A 16930-nucleotide genomic window follows, 5' to 3' on the forward strand; every position below is an offset into this window, starting at 1 on the left:
GGGCGGGTGTGCCCGGACGGGGGCGTCAGGCGGGCAGCTGCTCGCGGTACGCGGCGAGGTCCGGGGCCGTCTTCGTCGCGTAGAACTCGGTGACGCGGTACTCGCACACCCCCGCCACCGTGAAGGGGTCGGCCGCGACGATCTCGGCCACGCGCGCGCGGTCGTCCGCGACGGCGATGATCACGCCGCCGTCGCGCGGGTTCTTGCGGCCCGACGCGATGAAGACACCGGCCTCGTACTGCTGGTCGAGCCAGGCGACGTGGGCCTCGAGCTGCTCGTCCACGGCGGAGAGCGGCGCGGTGTAGGTCAATTCGAGAATGAACATGATCGCGAGGCTACCCGGGTGCGCGCACCATGAAGACGTCGACCTGGTCCTCGGACTCCACGGTGAATCCGTGGCGCTCGTACAGCCGTCGCGCGGCGCTGCCCTGCAGGACGTCCAGGCGAACGGGGACGCCCTCGGCGTCGGTCCGCGCCAGCAGGGCGCCGAGCACGGCAGAGCCGAGGCCCCGCCCCTGGGCCCGCGGGGCCAGGTAGAAGTGCTCCAGCCACCAGCCGTCCTCGGCGGGCCGCAGCGTGACGCATCCGGTGAGGACGCCGGCCGTCTCGATCACCGAGGTGTGCGCGGAGAAGGAGTCCCGCAAGCGCTGGCGCACCCGGTGCGGGTCGAACCGGCCGAGCCGCTCCAGATCAGGGCGCATCACCGTCGCCCGCAGGTCGGCGATCTCCTCGATGTCCGCGGTCGTCGCGGAACGCAGTGCCCAGTCCATGATCGAAGTATCGCCGCCGGGTGTTCGCGGACGACGACCGGGTCCACGGGCGCTTGCCGCGGTCGGCGTCCACGGGCGCATGCCGCGGTCGGCGCGCGGGGCCGGGCGGCCGACCGCGACCCGCACCACCGCGATCCCCTGCGGGACGAGAGCCGGTTACGAGGCGGCGGTGTACTGCTCCTGGACGGGAGCCGTGCCGGACGCGCTCACGTCGACGAGCTCGGGGGGAGCGGGGTCGACGACCAGGAAGGCGTCGGCGGCGAGGTCCATGACGACCTCGGCCCCCTGCCCCTGGGCGCGCACGCGCGCCGCGAACTCCTCGGCCGGCCAGGAGCCACGGGGCGACCCCGCGGGGAACGACGCCAGGATCAGGGCATGCTTCATCGCCGCACCTCCGCGCAGGGTCGGTACAACTGCTCAACACGGCAGCTGCCTCACCCTTCGTCTGCCCCTCATGCGGCGCCGTACGCACCGGCGGTCGACAGCAGTTGAACGGGAGGAGAGGGTTCTTCCCGGAAGCCGGTGTTCGGGGTGATCCGGGGGTAGCGTCCTCGGCATGGACTTTCGTACCACTGTCGCGCGTGCCCAGCGTCTCAACGAACTGCACGCCGAACACAAGCCGCTCGTGCTCCCCACCGTCTGGGACGCCTGGTCCGCGCGGACCGCGGCCGACGCCGGGTTCCCCGCCCTGACGATCGGCAGCCATCCGCTCGCCGACTCACGAGGGGCGGACGACCACGAGGGACAGACCTTCGAGGAGGTGCTCACCGCCGTCCGGACGATCATCGCCGCGGTCGACGTCCCCGTCTCCGTCGACCTGGAGGCCGGGTACGGGCAGCAGCCCGCGGACCTCGTCGCCGGGCTCACCGAGGCGGGCGGTGTCGGCCTCAACATCGAGGACACCGTCCACTCCGAGGGCGGCCGGGTGCGCGGCACGCAGGAGCACGCGGAGTTCATCGGCGGCCTGCGCGCGGCGGCCGACGACGCGGGCATCCCCCTGTGGGTGAACGGACGCACCGACCTCTTCCTGCACGCGGAGAAGCCCTCCGACGTCCTGGACGAGGCGGTCGAGCGACTGCGGGCCCTGGAGCGGGCCGGCGCCGACAGCGTCTACCCGGTGGGCATCCAGGACGACGACGACCTCCTGACGGCGGTCACCGGCGCCGTCGCCGTGCCCGTGAACTCCACGGCCCATCCCGTCAAGCACGACCTCGAGCGCTTCCGGCGGCTGGGCGTCGGCCGGATCACCTACGGCCCGCTGCTCCAGTTCGCGATGACCGACGCCATGAAGGGCATGCTCGGCCCGTGGGCGCCCTGAGCAGCTGACGGCGCGGCGGGAGGCACACCCTCCCGCCGCCTCCGCCGCACGGGCGGCCGCACGTGATCACTCGTCGGACCAGGCCTATGTCTCGGCCCAGTACGCGGCCCGCACGTCCCCCTCGGCGAAGTCCCGGCGCGGCAGGCGCAGACCGAGGGACGTCTCCAGGGCGTGGAAGTACAGCTCGAAGGTGTTGGTCACCTCGGGGTGGTCCAGCTCGGCACGGCGCAGGGCACGGTTGAGGAAGTCCAGCTCGCCGCCCCGCAGATAGGGAGCTCGGCCGCGCTCGTACCAAATCAGTTCCAGCATGCCCCAGTCGTCGTCGACGCGACGACCGCCCCGCAGGTAGTCGAAGGTGTAGATGGCCTTCGCGGAGGTGGCGGACAGCCACACGCTCTCCTCGATGCCGAGCGCCGCGTACGCCTCCTTGTCGGCGAAGGCACCCGGCGGCGTGTCGTGGTGCAGCAGGAACGTCCACCCGCCCGCCTGCCCGTAACAGCAGCTCTCCCACTGCCGGTCCCAGTGGGTCCGGCCGCCGTCCAGGGACTCCAGATCCCTCAGCCGCGTGCCGGCCGCGACCTGTGCGGGATCGGCCCCGTACAGCAGGGCGAGCCGTTCGGGGTCGACCGTCTGCCCGGCCCCCGCGCGGAAGAAGGAAAGCACCGTGTACGGGTCCTGGTCGCGCCAGGACCCGGCTATCCAGGCGAGGCCCTCCAGCGGGTCGCACCGGCGGGCCCGGACATCCTCCGCCTCGACCGTTCCCGCCGGGACCGCCTCCGTCCGCACCGACTCAGTCCGCACCGCCTCCGTCCCCACCGTCGCCGCCTGTACCGCCCCCGCCTCGTCCAGGCCGCCGTCGCGGAACCGCCTGCCCCACGCCGGATCGATCCGTTCCAGCGCCTCGGCCGCCTCCCGTACGCCGCCGCAGCCCCGGCACACCGCGGACTCGGCGATCAGGTACAGCACTTGGTCGAGGTCGCGGGTGGCGAAGACCTCCCGGTAGGGACCGTGGTGGCCGCGTACGGTGCCGTCCTCGTCCAGCAGCAGGCACAGGTCGTCGTCCTCCGCCTCCTCGGCGCAGTCCTCCAGCCCGTCCTGCGAGAACGCCACCGGTGGCAGCCGGACCCCGTCCAACAAGGCGTGCTCGGCAGCCGTCCGCCGCCAAGCCTCGGCGAGTATCCCCGTGGTGATCTTCATGGGGGTCAGCATAGGAAGAGGCACTGACAACCGGCCGCTCCTCTCACAGGGGCGTGCGCAGCCGGGATCGGCCGCTATACGGCCGACCCGCGCGGTCCCCACACACAGGCTGCACAGGCCGTTCGCGCCGCTCCGGCCGCACAGTTCGGGAATCCGGCCGCTCCCCGTCGCGTTCGGACAACAGCCACGCCCCGCGCGCCCCGCTTCGTCCAGGAGAGCTCCTTCATGCCGGAAGCAGAGATCGACGCCGTCGTGTTCGACGTGCTCGGCACGCTCGTCGACGAACCCGCCGGTATCCGCGCCGGCATCCTTGAACTCGACGCCTCGCTCGACCCTGCCCGGATCGAGAGGCTGCTGTCCCTGTGGCAGCGGCACATCGAGCGCGAGCAACGCCGCATCGTCGACGGCGCCCGGCCCTACGTCGGCGGTGACGCCCTCGCCCTGGAAGCCGCCCGGCTCGTCGCCCGGGCCGCCGGAGCCGACGACCCCGCCTCCGTGACGGCGCTGGCCCTGGCGGGCCGGAGGCTCCCGCCGTGGCCCGACACCGTGGCCGGGCTCGCCCGTCTCGCCGAACGGTTCCCGCTCATCGGACTCTCGAACGCGAGCCGGACAGCGCTGCTGGGCCTCAACGCCCACGCCGGACTGCGCTGGCACCAGGCCCTGTCCGCCGAGGACGCCCGGACCTACAAGCCGGACCCGGCGGTCTACCAGCTGGCCGTCACGGTCTCCGGAAGCCCGCCGGAGAGGCTCCTCATGGTGGCCGCCCACGCCTGGGACCTGCGCGCGGCACAGCGCCTCGGCCTGCGCACCGCGTACGTGGCCCGTCCCGTCGGCGGCCCGCCCGCCCCATCGGACCGGTTCGACCTGTACGCCGACGACCTGGCAGACCTGGCCGACCAACTCGACCACGTGCACGCCTTGGACACCCTGCCGACGACTGCCGCAGCGGCACCCCCTGAGGCCGCACCCAACAGGTGAGACCGGCGCTCCCGGACGGAGAGCAGAGGCCCCCCAGGGCTGGCACTGCGGCCATTGCGGCACCGAACGGATGAATCCGCCGGAGCCCGGGCGGCCGTGCGTCGCCGTGCGCGGGGGCGGCGGGCAGGGTGGTCGCGAACCCTGCCGCCGTACCACCGGAGGACCGCATGCTCGGCACCGACTTCCGCACCGGATCACCCAACTGGCTCGACCTCGGCAGCCCGGACACCGCCGTGGCCGCCGCCTTCTACGAGAGCGTCTTCGGCTGGGAGTTCGTGTCCGCCGGAGCCGAGGCCGGCGGGTACGGCTTCTTCCGGCTCGGCGGCAGGACGGTCGCCGCGCTCGGCCCGCTCACCGAGGAGGGCGCGCGCTCCGCGTGGATGGTGCACTTCCAGAGCCCCGACATGCAGGCCACCGCCGACGCGGTGCGGGCCGGGGGCGGGACCGTGCGGATGGAGCCGATGGACGTCATGGGCGAGGGCCGGCTCGCCCAGTTCACCGACCCGCAGGGCGCGCAGTTCGCCTCCTGGCAGCCCGGCAGGACCGGGGGCCTGGAAGTGGCCTCCGAGGACAACTCCCTGGTGTGGGTGGAACTCCACGTACCCGATCCGGTCGCCGCGATCGGCTTCTACGCCGGGGTGTTCGGCTGGCGGTACGCCGAGATGCAGGTGCCGGGGATGAGCTACCGGGTGCTGAGCGTCGGCGAGGGCGACCAGGAGGAGGGCACCTTCGGCGGGGCGGCGGCGCAGGGCGGGAGCACGGGCGGGGGGTCGTCGACGGGGCCGCACTGGGTGCCGTACTTCCATGTGCCGGACGTGGACGCCACCGTCGCGGTGGTCGAGGGCAGCGGCGGCGCGGTGACGATGCCGGCCTCGGACGTGCCTGCCGTCGGGCGTATCGCCTGGGTCTCCGACCCGGCCGGTGCGGTCTTCGCACTGCTCAAGCCGGACCCCCGGATGTAGCGGGCCGGGCCGCCCGCGGGCGGTGGTCGCCGTGCGCCGGGGCGGATGCTGCGCGCCCGCCCCGGCCCGTGAACGAATGCCGCACCCGCGTTCGTATCGGCCCCGCTCGGCATCCACCGCACGGGTGGCACCACGCGTGTACGCGAGGGACGAGGGCAGCGGAGCAGAACAGCAGGGGCACAGCAGTCGCCGCAGCTTCTGGGCGGTGCCCCCGGACAGTCCGCTGGTGCAGGAAGGAACGCGCATGCCTCTGGAGAGTCAGTACCGACCGTCGGCCGCGCTGGAAGCCATGACGCTGCTGCGCGGCGCTCTGCAGGACGGCTACGTTCCTGCCTCGGAGGCCCAACTCGCGCAGGCCGTCCACCGTTTGAGGAGGCAGCTCGGCGATGACGGAAGGGCCCGCGGCGCGTTGCTGTGGGCGATGACGCACACGGCGGAACTGAGCGTGGGCGTGGCGGCCAAGGCCTACGACCTGAACCCCGAGGCCGTGCTCGACCACTTGACCGTCGGGCTGCAGCGTGTGGACCACATGGAATGACGCGGCACGGGCAGGTCCGCCTTCGCCGCCGCCCGTTCACACGCGGAGGAACCGAGCGTCGCCGAACGCGGCCCGGTGCGGTGGCATCCCGGCCCGCAGCTCCCCCTCCCGGGGCCTGCGGCTCCCCCCGGGCCCCGTGGGCCGGGTCACCCGGTACGGTCCTGGTCATGCCAGCCCAGAAGCAGTCCCGTCCCGCGCCCGGCCCGGCCGAGATAGCCGCCGCCATGACCGCCCTCGGCATCTACGCCCAACCACCGGCCCCCGAGGAGTTGGCGCAGCAGGCCCACGCCGTCGGCGGTGAGCACGTCCTCGCCGCCGTCCTCGCCAACGCCCTGTACGGCGCCTCGATCGGCACCGGGATGGTGACCGAGGGGAACATGCTCGAGGCGGGCGCGGGCCCCGAGGAGATGGCGCTGGCCCGCGAGCAGGTGTTCAAGGCGTCGGGAGCCGACTGGACCGGTGCGATGGGCCTGCTGCACTGGCAGACCGGTCACGTCTGGAACTTCCTCAAGAACACGGGCGAGGAGGAGCCCAGCCCGCTCGGCACAGCGGGGGCCCACGCCTCCAACGCCCTGCTGCACCTGCTGTCCTGCATGTCGGTGACCGGCCCCGACGACCCGCGTGCGGCAGACGTCCCGGCCGAGCTGCGGAGCGTGCGCGCGGACCTCGTCGCAGCGGTGGAGGCCCTGGACGCGCTCGCGGCGGCCACCACCCCGGCGTCCCCGGGCGGCACACCGGCCCCGTGAGAACGGCCGCCGCGATCGGCGCCGTCCGGATGCGCTCGGCACGCCACCGAGCGCACTCCGAGGGGCGGTTTTCAGACATTGCGTCGACTCTCGGCCACACCGCAGAACACAGGACAACCGTTCCTCCATCGGGCGTGTCACACCTAGCAGGAAGAAACGCTTGAAGTCACGCAAGGGGGAGAAATGAGACTTACGCGTGCAACGCTGTCCGTGGCCGCGGTGACCGCCCTGGCGGCCGGCTCCACGGTGGTCCTGACGTCGCCGGCATCCGCGGCGCCGAACACCACCCCGCAGAAGGTCTGCGGCAGCAGCTACAAGACCGTCAACTCCGCTCCGGTGGGCTCGCTGGGCACCATCTACCTGACGTACAACGCCTCCAACGGCCGCAACTGTGTGGCCACCATCCGCAGCAGCCCCGGACGGGCCGTGGAAACGTCGACGTGGATCTACGTCAACGACACGGACCAGGGCGCTTCCGACTACGGCAACTACACGTCCTACGCGGGCCCGGCCACCGTCTACGGCAAGGGTCACTGCGTGGACTGGGGCGGCAGCATCAAGAACGTCTACGTCTCGGTCTACGGCTCCAACTGCGCCGCGCTGAAGGAGAAGCGGGTCACCTCCATCCGCTGAGGATCCGAGCAGACAGGAACGGGCTCGTCGTTGCACGCAACGACGAGCCCGTTCTCGAGCGGCCGGATCAGAGGGTCGCCGGCCTCTCCTGCGCCTTCTTCACGAACGTGCGCATCATCGTCTCGAGGTCACGGGGGAACGCGGACTTGAGGGGGACCGGTCCGTACGTGAAGGTGAGAACGAACCTCCCCGTGCGGACGATCATGTGGGAGGACTGCGTGCCGGCCCCCGGCACCCCGCTCACGTAGCCGGCGCGCTCGTCACCGAGCGCCGGCATGGTCGCTTTCTTGAGTGCCGTCCTGCTGTTGAGCTCCAGCTTGCTGACCCGCTCGTCGTACTCGTCCTCGGCGCCTTCCTGGGTCACGCACGGTGCCGCCAGGAAACTCGCCACATCTTCGTACGTGTCGTCATAGGTGTACGTCACCACGCCGAAGTCACAGCCTTCCGCGGACGCCGTCAGTTTCGGGGACAGCCGCACGGCCAGCCGTCGCGGCATCTCGTCCTCGGTGGGAAGCACCTCCGTGGCCTCCCGCTGCGCGGCGATCCACGCCCCGCTGTCCACCTCCGGGGAGCCGCCGCCGTCGTCCTCCGCCCCCGTGCTCGGCTCGGCCGAGGTCACGTCCTGGGGTGCGGCCCGGTCGTTCGCCGACCCCGAGGTGCCGGTGCTGCGGGACGCCCGGGGCGAGGCGGTGCCGGGGGAGTCGTCGGACGTGAAGACCTGCACGGCGCCGTACGTGCCGAGCGAGACCAGCGCGAGGACCAGCACCAGCGCCGCGGCGAGAAAGACCCGGGTACCCGGAGTGTTGTTGATGGTCAGGGGACCGAGTGCGATGTGGCTGCGCGACACCCGGCTGCCCGTGATCACGATGCTGTCGGACGTCCGCGACGAGGGCGCCGACACCTGGACGACGAGCCGGCGCCGCCACTCCGGATCCGCCTCGATCTCCTCGGCCAGGACTCCCTGGGCCTCCTCCCGGGCCGCCGGCGCGGCCGGGTCGGCGTCGAGCCGGTCGAGGGCCGCGCGCCCCCGCTCCGAGGCCCCGAGCCGGGCCCGGACCGCCTCGGTCACCGCGGCACCCACGCTCTCCCCCGCGCCCGTCGCCGCCCCCGTGACGGTCGCGGCCACCAGGCCCACCGCCACGGCCGCAAGCTCTGCTGCCTCCATGGAAACCCCCGTTCCCCCGAATGTTCTGGACCCCCATCCTGGGATCTGGCCACGGCCGACGGCAGCCCTCGGCAAGCCATTTCCCGGCCGTGTCACGCCGTCTCGCGCGCGATGTCGGCGTAGCGGCGGAAGAGGACCGGGTGGGCGTCCTCCCGGTCGAGTTCGCGCAGGGCCGCCCAGCACCGGGCGACGATCTCCCGGGCCTGCGTGCCGGGCCAGGGCCGGGGGAGGAGCTCGGGAGGCAGGAGCGGGTCGGGCTCCATGGCGCGGCCGAGTTCGGCGGCCAGCTCGACGGCGATGGTGAGAAGCGCGGCCGGGGGGAGCGTGTCGGGGCCGGTGAGCCGGGCCAGGCGGGGCCGGGCGATCCGGCCGAGGCGGTGGTAGCGGTCGGCGATCTCCCGCAACGGCCAGAGGCGCCGGGCGAGTTCGGCGGGCTCGTCGATGCCGCCGCTGCGCAGGTCCTCCGTGGTGAGCAGGGTGAGGGCGTCGAGGGTGCCCAGCCGGTGGGCCGCTTCCTCGACGTACGGCTCCCAGGGGTTGGCGCACACGTACAACCCGCCCTGGAGCGGGGCGCCGCCGAGGTGGACGAGCGTCTCGCGCAGGGTGTCGCGCGCCGTGCGCGCCGATTCGGGTACCGCGAAGGCGGCCAGGTGCCAGACGCCGTCCCAGGGTGCGAGCCCGGCGTCCTGCCGGAACGCGTGCCGCAGGAAGTCCGCGTTGGGGGCGAGGCCGCGCGTGGTGTCCGCGGTCGCGTACAGCCGTGCCTTGCGGCCGCGGCCCTCGTGCGTGAAGCGGCCCTCGGCCACCAGGCGTTTGATGCACAGCCGTACCTGCTGGTCGCTCATGCCCAGGGTGCCGGCGACGGTGTACAGCTCGTCCGCGCCGACCGTGCCGTCCTCGCGGATCAGTGCGTGGACGAGCATGCGGGTGGGGATCTCGACGTGGTCGGTCATGGTGTGGACAGCCCTTCCGGTGCCTTCTCCGCGACGGAGCGGTGCATGGTGGTCACTGCGCCGAATCCCAGCAGTCCGCGCAGGCAGGGCGTGTGCTGGGTCCGTACGGCCGTGAAGCCGCGCCGTTCGTACAGGGTGCGGGCGCGCGGGTTGGTGTCGATCACGTCCAGTCTGATCTGCCGGCAGCCCAGGTCCGCGGCGACCGCGGCTGTCTCCTCGATGAGCAGGCTCCCCACGCCCCGGCCGCGCAGGTCCCGGTCCACGGCGATGCCGTCCATGACGAGCTGCCCGGGGGCCGGGCGGCGGTGGAACAGGGCGAGGAGCAGGACGCGGCGCAGTCCTCCCAAGTGTCCGTACGCGCGCAGCACGGCGCGGGCCGACCCTCCGGTCAGGGACCGCCCGCCGTACTGGTGGCCGGCGAGGCCGACGAGCCGTCCGTCGAGGAGTGCGCAGACCGCGCGGTCGGCGTTCAGATGCGCGGCGATGAAGGGCACCGCCTTGTCCGGTGGGTCCAGGGCGGGACCGAGTTTGCGGCCGAAGGCGTCCCAGTACAGCTCGGCCGCCCGCCGCTCGGCGCCGGCCGGAATCCCCCGCCGCACGGTCACCGGTCCGCCTCCGCGCTGTGTCACGTCCCGCTCCATGCCGCGCTCCCCTTCACCCTGGCATCCGCCCTGAAATCACCCCTCAAAACTATCAGATCCAAAACGATCGTTGAGGAACTGATAGATTCATGCATCCGAAGCCGACCGAGCCCATCGAGCCGAGAGAGCCGACCGAGCTCACCGACCGACCGCATCGACCGCACCCGACCGCATCGACCGCGCCCGACCGAAGGGATCGCACCATGTGCCCGAAGGCCCCGCCCCGACGGCGCGGGATCCGCATCGCTGTCTGGTCACTCGTCTCCGCCCTGGTCCTGGCCGCCGGCCTCGTCGGTGTGGTGCTGTGGCAGAACTCCTACGACATGGACGAGCGGCGGGTCTCGATCCGCCACGGCGGCCACACCCTCGAAGGGGTCCTGACCCTCCCCAGGGACGGCCGCAAGCAGCACGGCCTGGTCGTGTACGTCCACGGCGACGGTCCGGTCGACGCGACCCACGACGACGGCTATCGACCGCTGTGGGAGGCCAACGCCAAGGCCGGGTACGCCTCCCTGTCCTGGAACAAGCCCGGCGTCGCGGGCGCCCCCGGCGACTGGCTCGGTCAGTCCATGGACGACCGGGCGGAGGAAGCGGCCGCCGCCATCGCCTGGGCGCGCGCCCGCCCGGACGTCGACGGCGACCGGATCGGCCTCTGGGGCGCCAGCCAGGCGGGCTGGGTGCTGCCGAAGATCGCCGCCAAGACGTCCGTGAGCTTCGTCGTCGCCGTCTCGCCCGCTGTCAACTGGCTCCGGCAGGGCCGGTACAACCTCCTCGCCGAGCTGCGGGCCGACGGTGCTTCGGCGGCCCGCGTCAAGGCCGAGACCGCCGACAGCGACACCACCCGCCGCCTGCTGGAACGCCACGCGACCTTCGAGGAGTACGTCGGGGCGATGGGCGGCGACGCCGACGGCATGACCGCCGACCGCTGGGGCTTCATCTCCAGGAACTACACCGCGGACGCCACGCGGGACCTCCGCGCTTTGCGCGGCGTACCGGTCCTGCTGACCCTCGCGGGCCATGACCTCAACGTGGACACCGCCGACACCGAGCGCGTCTACCGCAAGGTCCTTGACGCGGGCGGCGCGTTGACGGTCGCGCGCTACCCGGACGCCACGCATTCCCTGCTCAAGCGGTCCGTCGAGCAGTCGGAGCTGAAGACCACGCTCACCGCGCTCTTCGCGCCCCGTTCGCTCTTCGCGGCAGGATTCCTGGACGCCCAACGGCACTTCCTCCAGGAACTCGGCTGAGGACGTCCTGCTCTCCGGGCCCCCAGACGATCGTGTGACCGGCTCGCGCCCGCCACGAGGATTCTCCTCGTCTGGAGTCCCACCTGCGGGGTACCCGGACGGCGTGCTGGCCCTCTGCAAGCACCGTTGATCCCCTCCCCAGAACTGCGAGGCCAGATGACCGCCAAGCCGCCGACCGAGCACCTGTCGAGCACCCCGGCATCGGCCGAGCGAGCGCCAGGCGGACGGACCGCCAGGGACACGTCGTCGAAGGACGAGCCGGACGGTCAGTCGAAGGACCATTCGCCGGGGCAGCCGAAGGGCCAGGCGAAGGGCCAGGCGAAGGGACAGTCGAAGGATCAGGAGACGAAGACCACCGTCTGGGTGGCGCTCGCCGCCAACCTGGTCATCGCCCTGGCGAAAATGGCGGGCGGACTGTTCGCGGGCTCACCCGCACTCCTCTCCGAGGCCGCCCACTCGATCGCCGACAGCATGAACGAGGTCTTCCTGCTGGCCGCCCTGCGCCGCAGCCGCAAACCGGCCGACCCCCAGCACCCCTTCGGCTACGGCAAGGAGCGCTTCTTCTGGTCGCTGCTCGCCGCGGTCGGCATCTTCGTCACCGGCGGCTGCTTCTCCATCTTCCAGGGCGTCGAGGCACTCCGCTCCGAGAGCTCGGAGACGACGACCGGCTACATCATCGGCCTCGTCGTGCTCGGGGTCGCCTTCCTCGCCGAAGGCGGTTCCCTGGTCCGAGCCCTGTGGCAGGTGCGGCACCAGGAGGGCGGCATCGGCTCCGACCCGGCCCTGCGCACCGTGATCGCCGAGGACGGCACCGCCGTGCTCGGCGTGACCCTCGCCATGATCGGCATGGGGCTGCACATGGCAACCGGCGAGATCGTCTACGAGGCTGCCGCCTCCGTGGCGATCGGCCTGCTGCTCATCGCGGTGGCCTACCGCCTGGGTGCCGAGGCAAGGGCCCAGCTCATCGGCGAGTCCGTCGACCCCGAACTGCGCCGGGAAATCGGAGAGTTCCTCGCCGAGCAGCCCGAGATCGACCGCGTCGCGACCCTGCTCACGATGCGGCTCGGCATGGACTCGACGCTCGTCGCCGCGCGCATCGACCTCGCGCCCGGCCAGGACAGCGAGGTCGTGGAACTCGTCATGGAGCGCATCAAGTCCGGTGTGGCCGAGCGCTGGCCGGAGGCCGACCAGGTGTTCCTCGACATCACCGAGGCGCCGCCCCTGCCGGGCGCCGAGGTGGACCCGGACCTCACGGGCTGAGTGCGGGGTGCGCGGATGCAGAGGCCCGACGGGGCCGACTCACTGGGCGTTGCGCAGTGCGGCCTGCCACACGGGGCTGTCGACGTAGTGGTTGTCGTACAGCTCCGAGGAGTTCTTGATCTCCTCGAAGCCTGCCTCGCCGCGCATCACGCGCCCCAGCAGGCGCAGGTAGTCGAAGCGCGGCATGCCCGGGCCGAAGACGAACAGCACATCCGCCTCCCGGCCGGGGGCCGCGGCGAAGGCGTGCGGGGTGTGCGGCGGCACCAGCAGGAAGTCCCCCTTCTCCAGGACCTTCACCTCGTCGTCGATCAGGACCCGCAGGGCACCGTCCACGACGAAGAACAGCTCGGAGGCCTTGGTGTGAAAGTGCGCCGGAGCACCGACCGCACCCTGGGCGAACGTGGACCGGTAGCTGGTCAGGTCGCTGCCCGCCGTGCCGTGGTCCGCGAGCAGGGTCATCACGCTGCTGGGGTCCGCGGTGGTCTCGGCGGTGGCGGCGCGGGTGAGGACGGCCTTGGGTGCGCTCTGCGTGTTCATCACGGTTGTTCCTGCCTGTGAGCTGCGGTTCCGGGCTCTCCCGGCGCCTTGTGAACACAACTTTAGGAAGCCGATAGACCTGTCGGGAGGTGCATTGTGCGGCCCAAAAGGTGGGTCAATTTCCGTACGCGGACGCCGCCGGGCCCGTAAGGCCGCGCTGGAGCTGCTGACCCGCAATTGGGCCGTCGAACTGGCGCCTCGCGGGATCCGGGTGGCGGCGGTCGCCCCCGGCGCCATCGACACGCCCATCGGCGAGCACCAGGGCCTGACGCCGGAGCGGATGGCGGCAGTACGCCTACCGGATCTGCCGCTCGGATCCGCCCGGTTGCCTGAGGGACAGTCCCGGGCCGCGTCCACCCGGGCCCGGCCGGTCCGGGCCTCCTCAGGCCGGCTCGCTCAGGCCGAGAAGGGTGGGCGGGTTGAAGCGGACGCGGTAGATGCCGCTGCCGGCCGGCTTCTCGACGGACATTGCTTTCAGCGCGTCGGCGTCGATACCGGCCGGCCACGTCGTGCCTCGGTCGGACCACAGCACACCCGTCAGCGCACGGTGGTCGAGGTGTGCGCCCCGCAGATCACACAGGGTGAAGTCGTTCATGAAGGCCTCCAGCATGACGGGCGTCATGAGGGGCAGAGGCTGTTCCGCCACCAGCGCCAGAGACTGGCGCAGCACGTCCGACCAGATCAGTTCGAGCGCAACGGCGTCCCGACCGATGTCGCCGAGACGACGGCCCGGTTCCGGCGGGCCCGCGCCGTCGAGCTGCGTGAGACGCCGAGCGATGTCCTGCGCCCGCGCTCCGGCCCGGATGAGGACGGCGTCGTCCTCTCGGCGTAGGGCGTGTTCTCGGTCCCGGACACGGTTGATGCCGCTGACGACAGCCAGGGCGCCGGCGCGGGCCTTGGTCAGCAGCCCGTCCAGGGAGGGTGCGGGGCGAGCCGCTTCGTGGGTGACCTCGTCGTCCTCGGCCATGAGTACGTCGGCACGATCCAGGGCATCGCGGAGCGCCCGGAGGTGGGAGTGGACCCGGTGGCGCGGCCGCACATCGGGATCGGTGCGCACCCGCATGCGGAGGCGCGGGTCGACGGAACCGAGCAGTTCCACGATCGCCTCGGGGTGGTTCACGTGGGAGATCCGGTCCGCCGGCACGTCGGGGGGAAGCGGGCCCGGAGCCAGGACTTCACGCAGTCCCGCGTCGATGTCCAGGACGTGGGCGACGCCGTCCACGAAATCCTCGTACCGGGAGGGCAGGAGAACTTCGCGCAGACCGGCCTCGACGTCCAGGGTGCCCAGCAGGTGGCGGTGGAGTTCCCGCACCCCGAGTATCTGCCAACGAGGCGGGACTGCCCCGTCCTCCGGGTTCCGGTGCTTGTCCCTCATGTGCTCCCTCCCTCGTCCGGAGCATGGTGTGCGAGCGCGCGACGTGCCTTTTTCAGGCTTGCCCGAACGGCTTCGGGCGTCAGCCGCAGCTGGACCGCGATCTCCGAAGGGGAGTAGTCGCTGAGGGTCCAGGCCATGATCTGGCGCTGGCGATACGGCAGGGTCTTCAGCAACTGCACGGTGTCGTGGCGCAATTCCCATTGCGCGAAGGCGTCCGGTGCCGGGAGCAGCGAGCTGGGCTCAGGTTGTTCACGTGGTTCCTCGCGCACCTCGGCAGCCGCCCGCACCAGAGCGCGTGACGCCACGGTGTGGACCCACGCCTTCGGTTGCTGAATCTGCCCCCAGCGCCGGTAGGCCTTGATCATGGTGTCCTGCGCGATGTCCGCGGCGAGGGGAAGCGCGGCGCCGTGGTGCATCAAGAAGCCGGTCAGCCGGTGGATGGTCGCCCGGTAGAAGGCGGCGAACTCCTCGTCGACCGTGGCCTGCAGACGGCGGCGCCGAAGCGAAGGGCTGTCACTGGCCGGGACGGTCGTGGGACGTTCGCTGCCGTCGCCCGCGTGGTGATCGCTCATGCCGGCCTGCCGGGTTCGGGCGGCGCGCCGACCAGTGTGATGCGTAACCGCCCTCGTCGGTCGTCGACTTCGACCCTTCCCGCGCGGTGCACCGCGCCCACCACACCGGTGAGGTACCGCATCCGCCGTGCACGCCAGCGCAGCCACAGTGCGAGCACGGCACAGGCCTTGCCGCACACGAGCCACACCGCGGTCACCACAGCCGTAGGAACATCCATCGCTTCCCCTTCTCCGCCGGTCTTCCCTGGCCCGCCGTGAAGGGGCCCGGTATGGACTGAGAGGGCGGAAGCCTCTGTTCCGTGAACTCTTCCGGAAACTCGGGCCCGAGAGGCCGGTGCGGTGTGCGGCCGGCTCACCGCACGCCCCTGAGGTCAGTCCCCGTGATCCTGCAGAAGAAGCGGGCCGAGGGGTACGGCGATGGTGAGGTGTTCGTCCGGGGTCGGCAGGGCAGTCGCAACGGCGTTCAGGCGACGGGCGAGGTGGCCGATCACCCGGCCGGTCAGTTCCTCGTCCCATTGCGCCGTGCCTTCCGGGGGCAGGCGCATCTCCTCCTCGGCAGGCGGGTTGTCCCCGAGATAGCGCGCGGTGTCCTTGTTGACCACCCAACATGCCAGGGCGATCTGCGCCTGCCCGGGGGCCGCCCACTGCGCCCGTACGTGGGCACACATGCTGAAGTCGTCGCCGCCGAACGTGACCGTCGTGGCGAAGGGCCGGCCACGGGGGTACTGCCGCAGCAGCTCGCGTACCGCCGGTTCCACGACGGCTCGCGCCATTGGTTCCGCAAACATCCTCTGCCCCCCTGATCGAACCCGGTCACCAGCGTCGCAGACGGCGGCCGCGGCGGACAGGCCGTGGGGGAGGCGGCGCGATCCGGTGGCCGGGAACGCTGCCGCCCGGGCCCGGCCGGTTCAGGGCTGGGTCGGGTGCTCGGGGATCGGGTGCACTTCGACGGGGTCGTTGCTGGGCTTGCCGCCGGCGCCGGGGCAGGCCGACGCCCGCGCCGCGATCTCCAGGGCGCGGTCCTCGCTCTTGACGTCGACCACCCAGTACCCGGCCAGGACGGAGCCCGCGTAGGCCGGCCCGTCGGTCACCTGGTGCCGTCCGTCGTCCCCCGCCCGCACCGTCTTGACCAGGGAGGGACCACCGAGGCCTTGTCCCTCCACCCACTCCCCGGCAGCGGCGAGGTCCTCGTTGAGCGCGTTCATGTGGGCGAACATGGCTTCCATGTCTTTCTCGGAATACCCCGACATGACGGCGTCCCACTGATCGGCCGGCACGTTCATCTGGATCATGTACTTCATTTCCCTCACCCTTTCGGGGCGGCTGATGGACGTCTCGGGCTTGCACTGGGATAGACGGCCGCACGCCGCGGAAGTCATCGGCGTTCCGGCGCCGCATTGCGCGGAGGCGGGCGCGGGCGTGTAAGCCCTGCTCAACCGCCAGGTGGACCAGCCGGAGTAAACAGGACTTTGGTCCTGTGTATAGCTTTTATCAGCGGATAGCTGGAATTAGCCGGTCGCCGATGAGGAGTGACCGGTGCGTACCCCCGGCGGGAGGACCGCCGGACTTCGACAGCAAAGGACCTACCGTGGGCATCATCGCCTGGATTCTTATCGGCCTCATCGCGGGCGCAATCGCCAAGGCGCTCATGCCGGGCAAGGACCCGGGCGGCTGCCTCGTCACGATGCTCCTCGGCATCGTCGGCGGCCTGCTCGGCGGCTGGCTCGGCAAGGTGATCTTCGGGGTCCATTCCATCAACGGGTTCTTCCACCTGTCCACGTGGATCGCCGCGATCGTCGGCTCGGTGATCGTGCTCGTGATCTACCGCCTGGTGACCGGCCAGCGGTCACGCTGACCGACTCGGGCGCCGGACGGAAGGCGCCAAGAGGCGGGATGCCCGAGGCGCCGGGATGCCCGAGACGTGCGTAACAGCGCGTGACAGGGGAACCCGGCGGATGCGGGAGTGGCGCAAGCGCGCCGGCGTCCCGCGCAGGCTCGGCCACCTGAGAGAACCCCCCAGGACTCCCCCCTCCTGGCT

The 16930-nt window shown here is 71.8% G+C and carries 21 protein-coding genes and 1 pseudogene; 10 read left to right on the top strand and 12 right to left on the bottom strand.

Features of this window, described 5'->3' with window-relative positions; translation table 11 throughout:
* Positions 1-25: 25 nt before the first annotated feature.
* The 3 genes from ACFYXE_RS07040 to ACFYXE_RS07050 all read right to left on the bottom strand — a co-directional run bounded on the left by ACFYXE_RS07040 (position 26) and on the right by ACFYXE_RS07050 (position 1154).
* Positions 26-325, bottom strand: a complete 300-nt coding sequence (locus ACFYXE_RS07040) for a YciI family protein (protein WP_361167021.1) — start codon at positions 323-325, stop codon at positions 26-28.
* 10 nt (positions 326-335) lie between these two features.
* The gene (locus ACFYXE_RS07045) at positions 336-770 is read right to left on the bottom strand and encodes a GNAT family N-acetyltransferase (RefSeq protein ID WP_389309760.1); all 435 of its coding nucleotides are present in this window, start codon (positions 768-770) and stop codon (positions 336-338) included.
* Between the two features lie 156 nt (positions 771-926).
* A complete protein-coding gene (locus ACFYXE_RS07050; protein WP_361167027.1) occupies positions 927-1154 on the bottom strand; it encodes a hypothetical protein in 228 nt (75 codons plus the stop codon).
* A gap of 172 nt (positions 1155-1326) precedes the next feature.
* Here ACFYXE_RS07050 and ACFYXE_RS07055 point away from each other — a divergent pair, with 172 nt between their 5' ends.
* Entirely contained in the window at positions 1327-2088 is a 762-nt protein-coding gene (locus ACFYXE_RS07055; RefSeq protein WP_389309762.1) for an isocitrate lyase/phosphoenolpyruvate mutase family protein, read from the top strand.
* 84 nt (positions 2089-2172) lie between these two features.
* Here the strand turns inward: ACFYXE_RS07055 and ACFYXE_RS07060 are convergent, their stop codons facing one another.
* The gene (locus ACFYXE_RS07060) at positions 2173-3285 is read right to left on the bottom strand and encodes a hypothetical protein (protein ID WP_389309764.1); all 1113 of its coding nucleotides are present in this window, start codon (positions 3283-3285) and stop codon (positions 2173-2175) included.
* 225 nt (positions 3286-3510) lie between these two features.
* Here ACFYXE_RS07060 and ACFYXE_RS07065 point away from each other — a divergent pair, with 225 nt between their 5' ends.
* The 5 genes from ACFYXE_RS07065 to ACFYXE_RS07085 all read left to right on the top strand — a co-directional run bounded on the left by ACFYXE_RS07065 (position 3511) and on the right by ACFYXE_RS07085 (position 7142).
* Positions 3511-4263: a haloacid dehalogenase type II gene (locus ACFYXE_RS07065; RefSeq protein WP_389309767.1), complete on the top strand. Its 753-nt coding sequence runs from the start codon at positions 3511-3513 to the stop codon at positions 4261-4263.
* 167 nt (positions 4264-4430) lie between these two features.
* Positions 4431-5225, top strand: coding sequence for a VOC family protein (locus ACFYXE_RS07070; protein WP_389309770.1), 795 nt, complete (start codon positions 4431-4433; stop codon positions 5223-5225).
* 244 nt (positions 5226-5469) lie between these two features.
* Positions 5470-5763: a hypothetical protein gene (locus ACFYXE_RS07075; RefSeq protein ID WP_361167042.1), complete on the top strand. Its 294-nt coding sequence runs from the start codon at positions 5470-5472 to the stop codon at positions 5761-5763.
* Positions 5764-5930: 167 nt separating this feature from the next.
* Positions 5931-6509, top strand: coding sequence for a DUF6245 family protein (locus ACFYXE_RS07080; protein ID WP_389309772.1), 579 nt, complete (start codon positions 5931-5933; stop codon positions 6507-6509).
* Between the two features lie 183 nt (positions 6510-6692).
* Positions 6693-7142, top strand: coding sequence for a spore-associated protein (locus ACFYXE_RS07085; protein ID WP_389309775.1), 450 nt, complete (start codon positions 6693-6695; stop codon positions 7140-7142).
* Between the two features lie 67 nt (positions 7143-7209).
* Here ACFYXE_RS07085 and ACFYXE_RS07090 read toward each other — a convergent pair whose 3' ends face one another.
* The 3 genes from ACFYXE_RS07090 to ACFYXE_RS07100 all read right to left on the bottom strand — a co-directional run bounded on the left by ACFYXE_RS07090 (position 7210) and on the right by ACFYXE_RS07100 (position 9901).
* The gene (locus ACFYXE_RS07090; protein ID WP_389309778.1) at positions 7210-8307 is read right to left on the bottom strand and encodes a hypothetical protein; all 1098 of its coding nucleotides are present in this window, start codon (positions 8305-8307) and stop codon (positions 7210-7212) included.
* 92 nt (positions 8308-8399) lie between these two features.
* A complete protein-coding gene (locus tag ACFYXE_RS07095) occupies positions 8400-9260 on the bottom strand; it encodes a PaaX family transcriptional regulator C-terminal domain-containing protein (protein WP_389309781.1) in 861 nt (286 codons plus the stop codon).
* Complete coding sequence (locus ACFYXE_RS07100; protein WP_389309784.1) at positions 9257-9901, bottom strand: GNAT family N-acetyltransferase; 645 nt, start codon at positions 9899-9901, stop codon at positions 9257-9259. The genes ACFYXE_RS07095 and ACFYXE_RS07100 overlap by 4 nt, the downstream gene beginning before the upstream one ends.
* Positions 9902-10104: 203 nt before the next feature.
* Between ACFYXE_RS07100 and ACFYXE_RS07105 the strand changes: the two genes are divergently transcribed.
* Positions 10105-11148 (top strand): alpha/beta hydrolase family protein, encoded by a 1044-nt coding sequence (locus tag ACFYXE_RS07105; RefSeq protein WP_389309787.1) that lies wholly within the window; start codon positions 10105-10107, stop codon positions 11146-11148.
* 156 nt (positions 11149-11304) lie between these two features.
* Positions 11305-12408 (top strand): cation diffusion facilitator family transporter, encoded by a 1104-nt coding sequence (locus ACFYXE_RS07110; RefSeq protein WP_389309789.1) that lies wholly within the window; start codon positions 11305-11307, stop codon positions 12406-12408.
* A gap of 39 nt (positions 12409-12447) precedes the next feature.
* Here the strand turns inward: ACFYXE_RS07110 and ACFYXE_RS07115 are convergent, their stop codons facing one another.
* Positions 12448-12945, bottom strand: a complete 498-nt coding sequence (locus ACFYXE_RS07115) for a cupin domain-containing protein (RefSeq protein ID WP_389309791.1) — start codon at positions 12943-12945, stop codon at positions 12448-12450.
* Between ACFYXE_RS07115 and ACFYXE_RS07120 the strand changes: the two are divergent.
* Positions 12938-13216 (top strand): annotated as a pseudogene (locus ACFYXE_RS07120) (SDR family oxidoreductase); the annotation flags it as partial. The gene ACFYXE_RS07115 and the pseudogene ACFYXE_RS07120 overlap by 8 nt on opposite strands.
* A gap of 111 nt (positions 13217-13327) precedes the next feature.
* Here ACFYXE_RS07120 and ACFYXE_RS07125 read toward each other — a convergent pair.
* The 4 genes from ACFYXE_RS07125 to ACFYXE_RS07140 form a co-directional block, all read right to left on the bottom strand.
* Entirely contained in the window at positions 13328-14320 is a 993-nt protein-coding gene (locus tag ACFYXE_RS07125; RefSeq protein WP_389311454.1) for a hypothetical protein, read from the bottom strand.
* Positions 14317-14892: an RNA polymerase sigma factor gene (locus ACFYXE_RS07130; RefSeq protein WP_389309793.1), complete on the bottom strand. Its 576-nt coding sequence runs from the start codon at positions 14890-14892 to the stop codon at positions 14317-14319. The genes ACFYXE_RS07125 and ACFYXE_RS07130 overlap by 4 nt, the downstream gene beginning before the upstream one ends.
* A 371-nt stretch (positions 14893-15263) precedes the next feature.
* Positions 15264-15665, bottom strand: coding sequence for a hypothetical protein (locus ACFYXE_RS07135; RefSeq protein ID WP_389309796.1), 402 nt, complete (start codon positions 15663-15665; stop codon positions 15264-15266).
* A gap of 135 nt (positions 15666-15800) precedes the next feature.
* Positions 15801-16193 carry a YciI family protein gene (locus ACFYXE_RS07140; RefSeq protein ID WP_361167066.1) on the bottom strand — a complete coding sequence of 131 codons (393 nt, stop codon included), beginning with the start codon at positions 16191-16193 and terminating at the stop codon, positions 15801-15803.
* Between the two features lie 287 nt (positions 16194-16480).
* On the opposite strand from ACFYXE_RS07140, the gene ACFYXE_RS07145 reads away from it, so the two are divergent.
* Positions 16481-16747 (top strand): GlsB/YeaQ/YmgE family stress response membrane protein, encoded by a 267-nt coding sequence (locus tag ACFYXE_RS07145; RefSeq protein WP_361167069.1) that lies wholly within the window; start codon positions 16481-16483, stop codon positions 16745-16747.
* Positions 16748-16930: the final 183 nt, after the last annotated feature.

The sequence above is a fragment of the Streptomyces sp. NPDC002564 genome, assembly GCF_042889645.1.
Classification (GTDB): Bacteria; Actinomycetota; Actinomycetes; order Streptomycetales; family Streptomycetaceae; genus Streptomyces.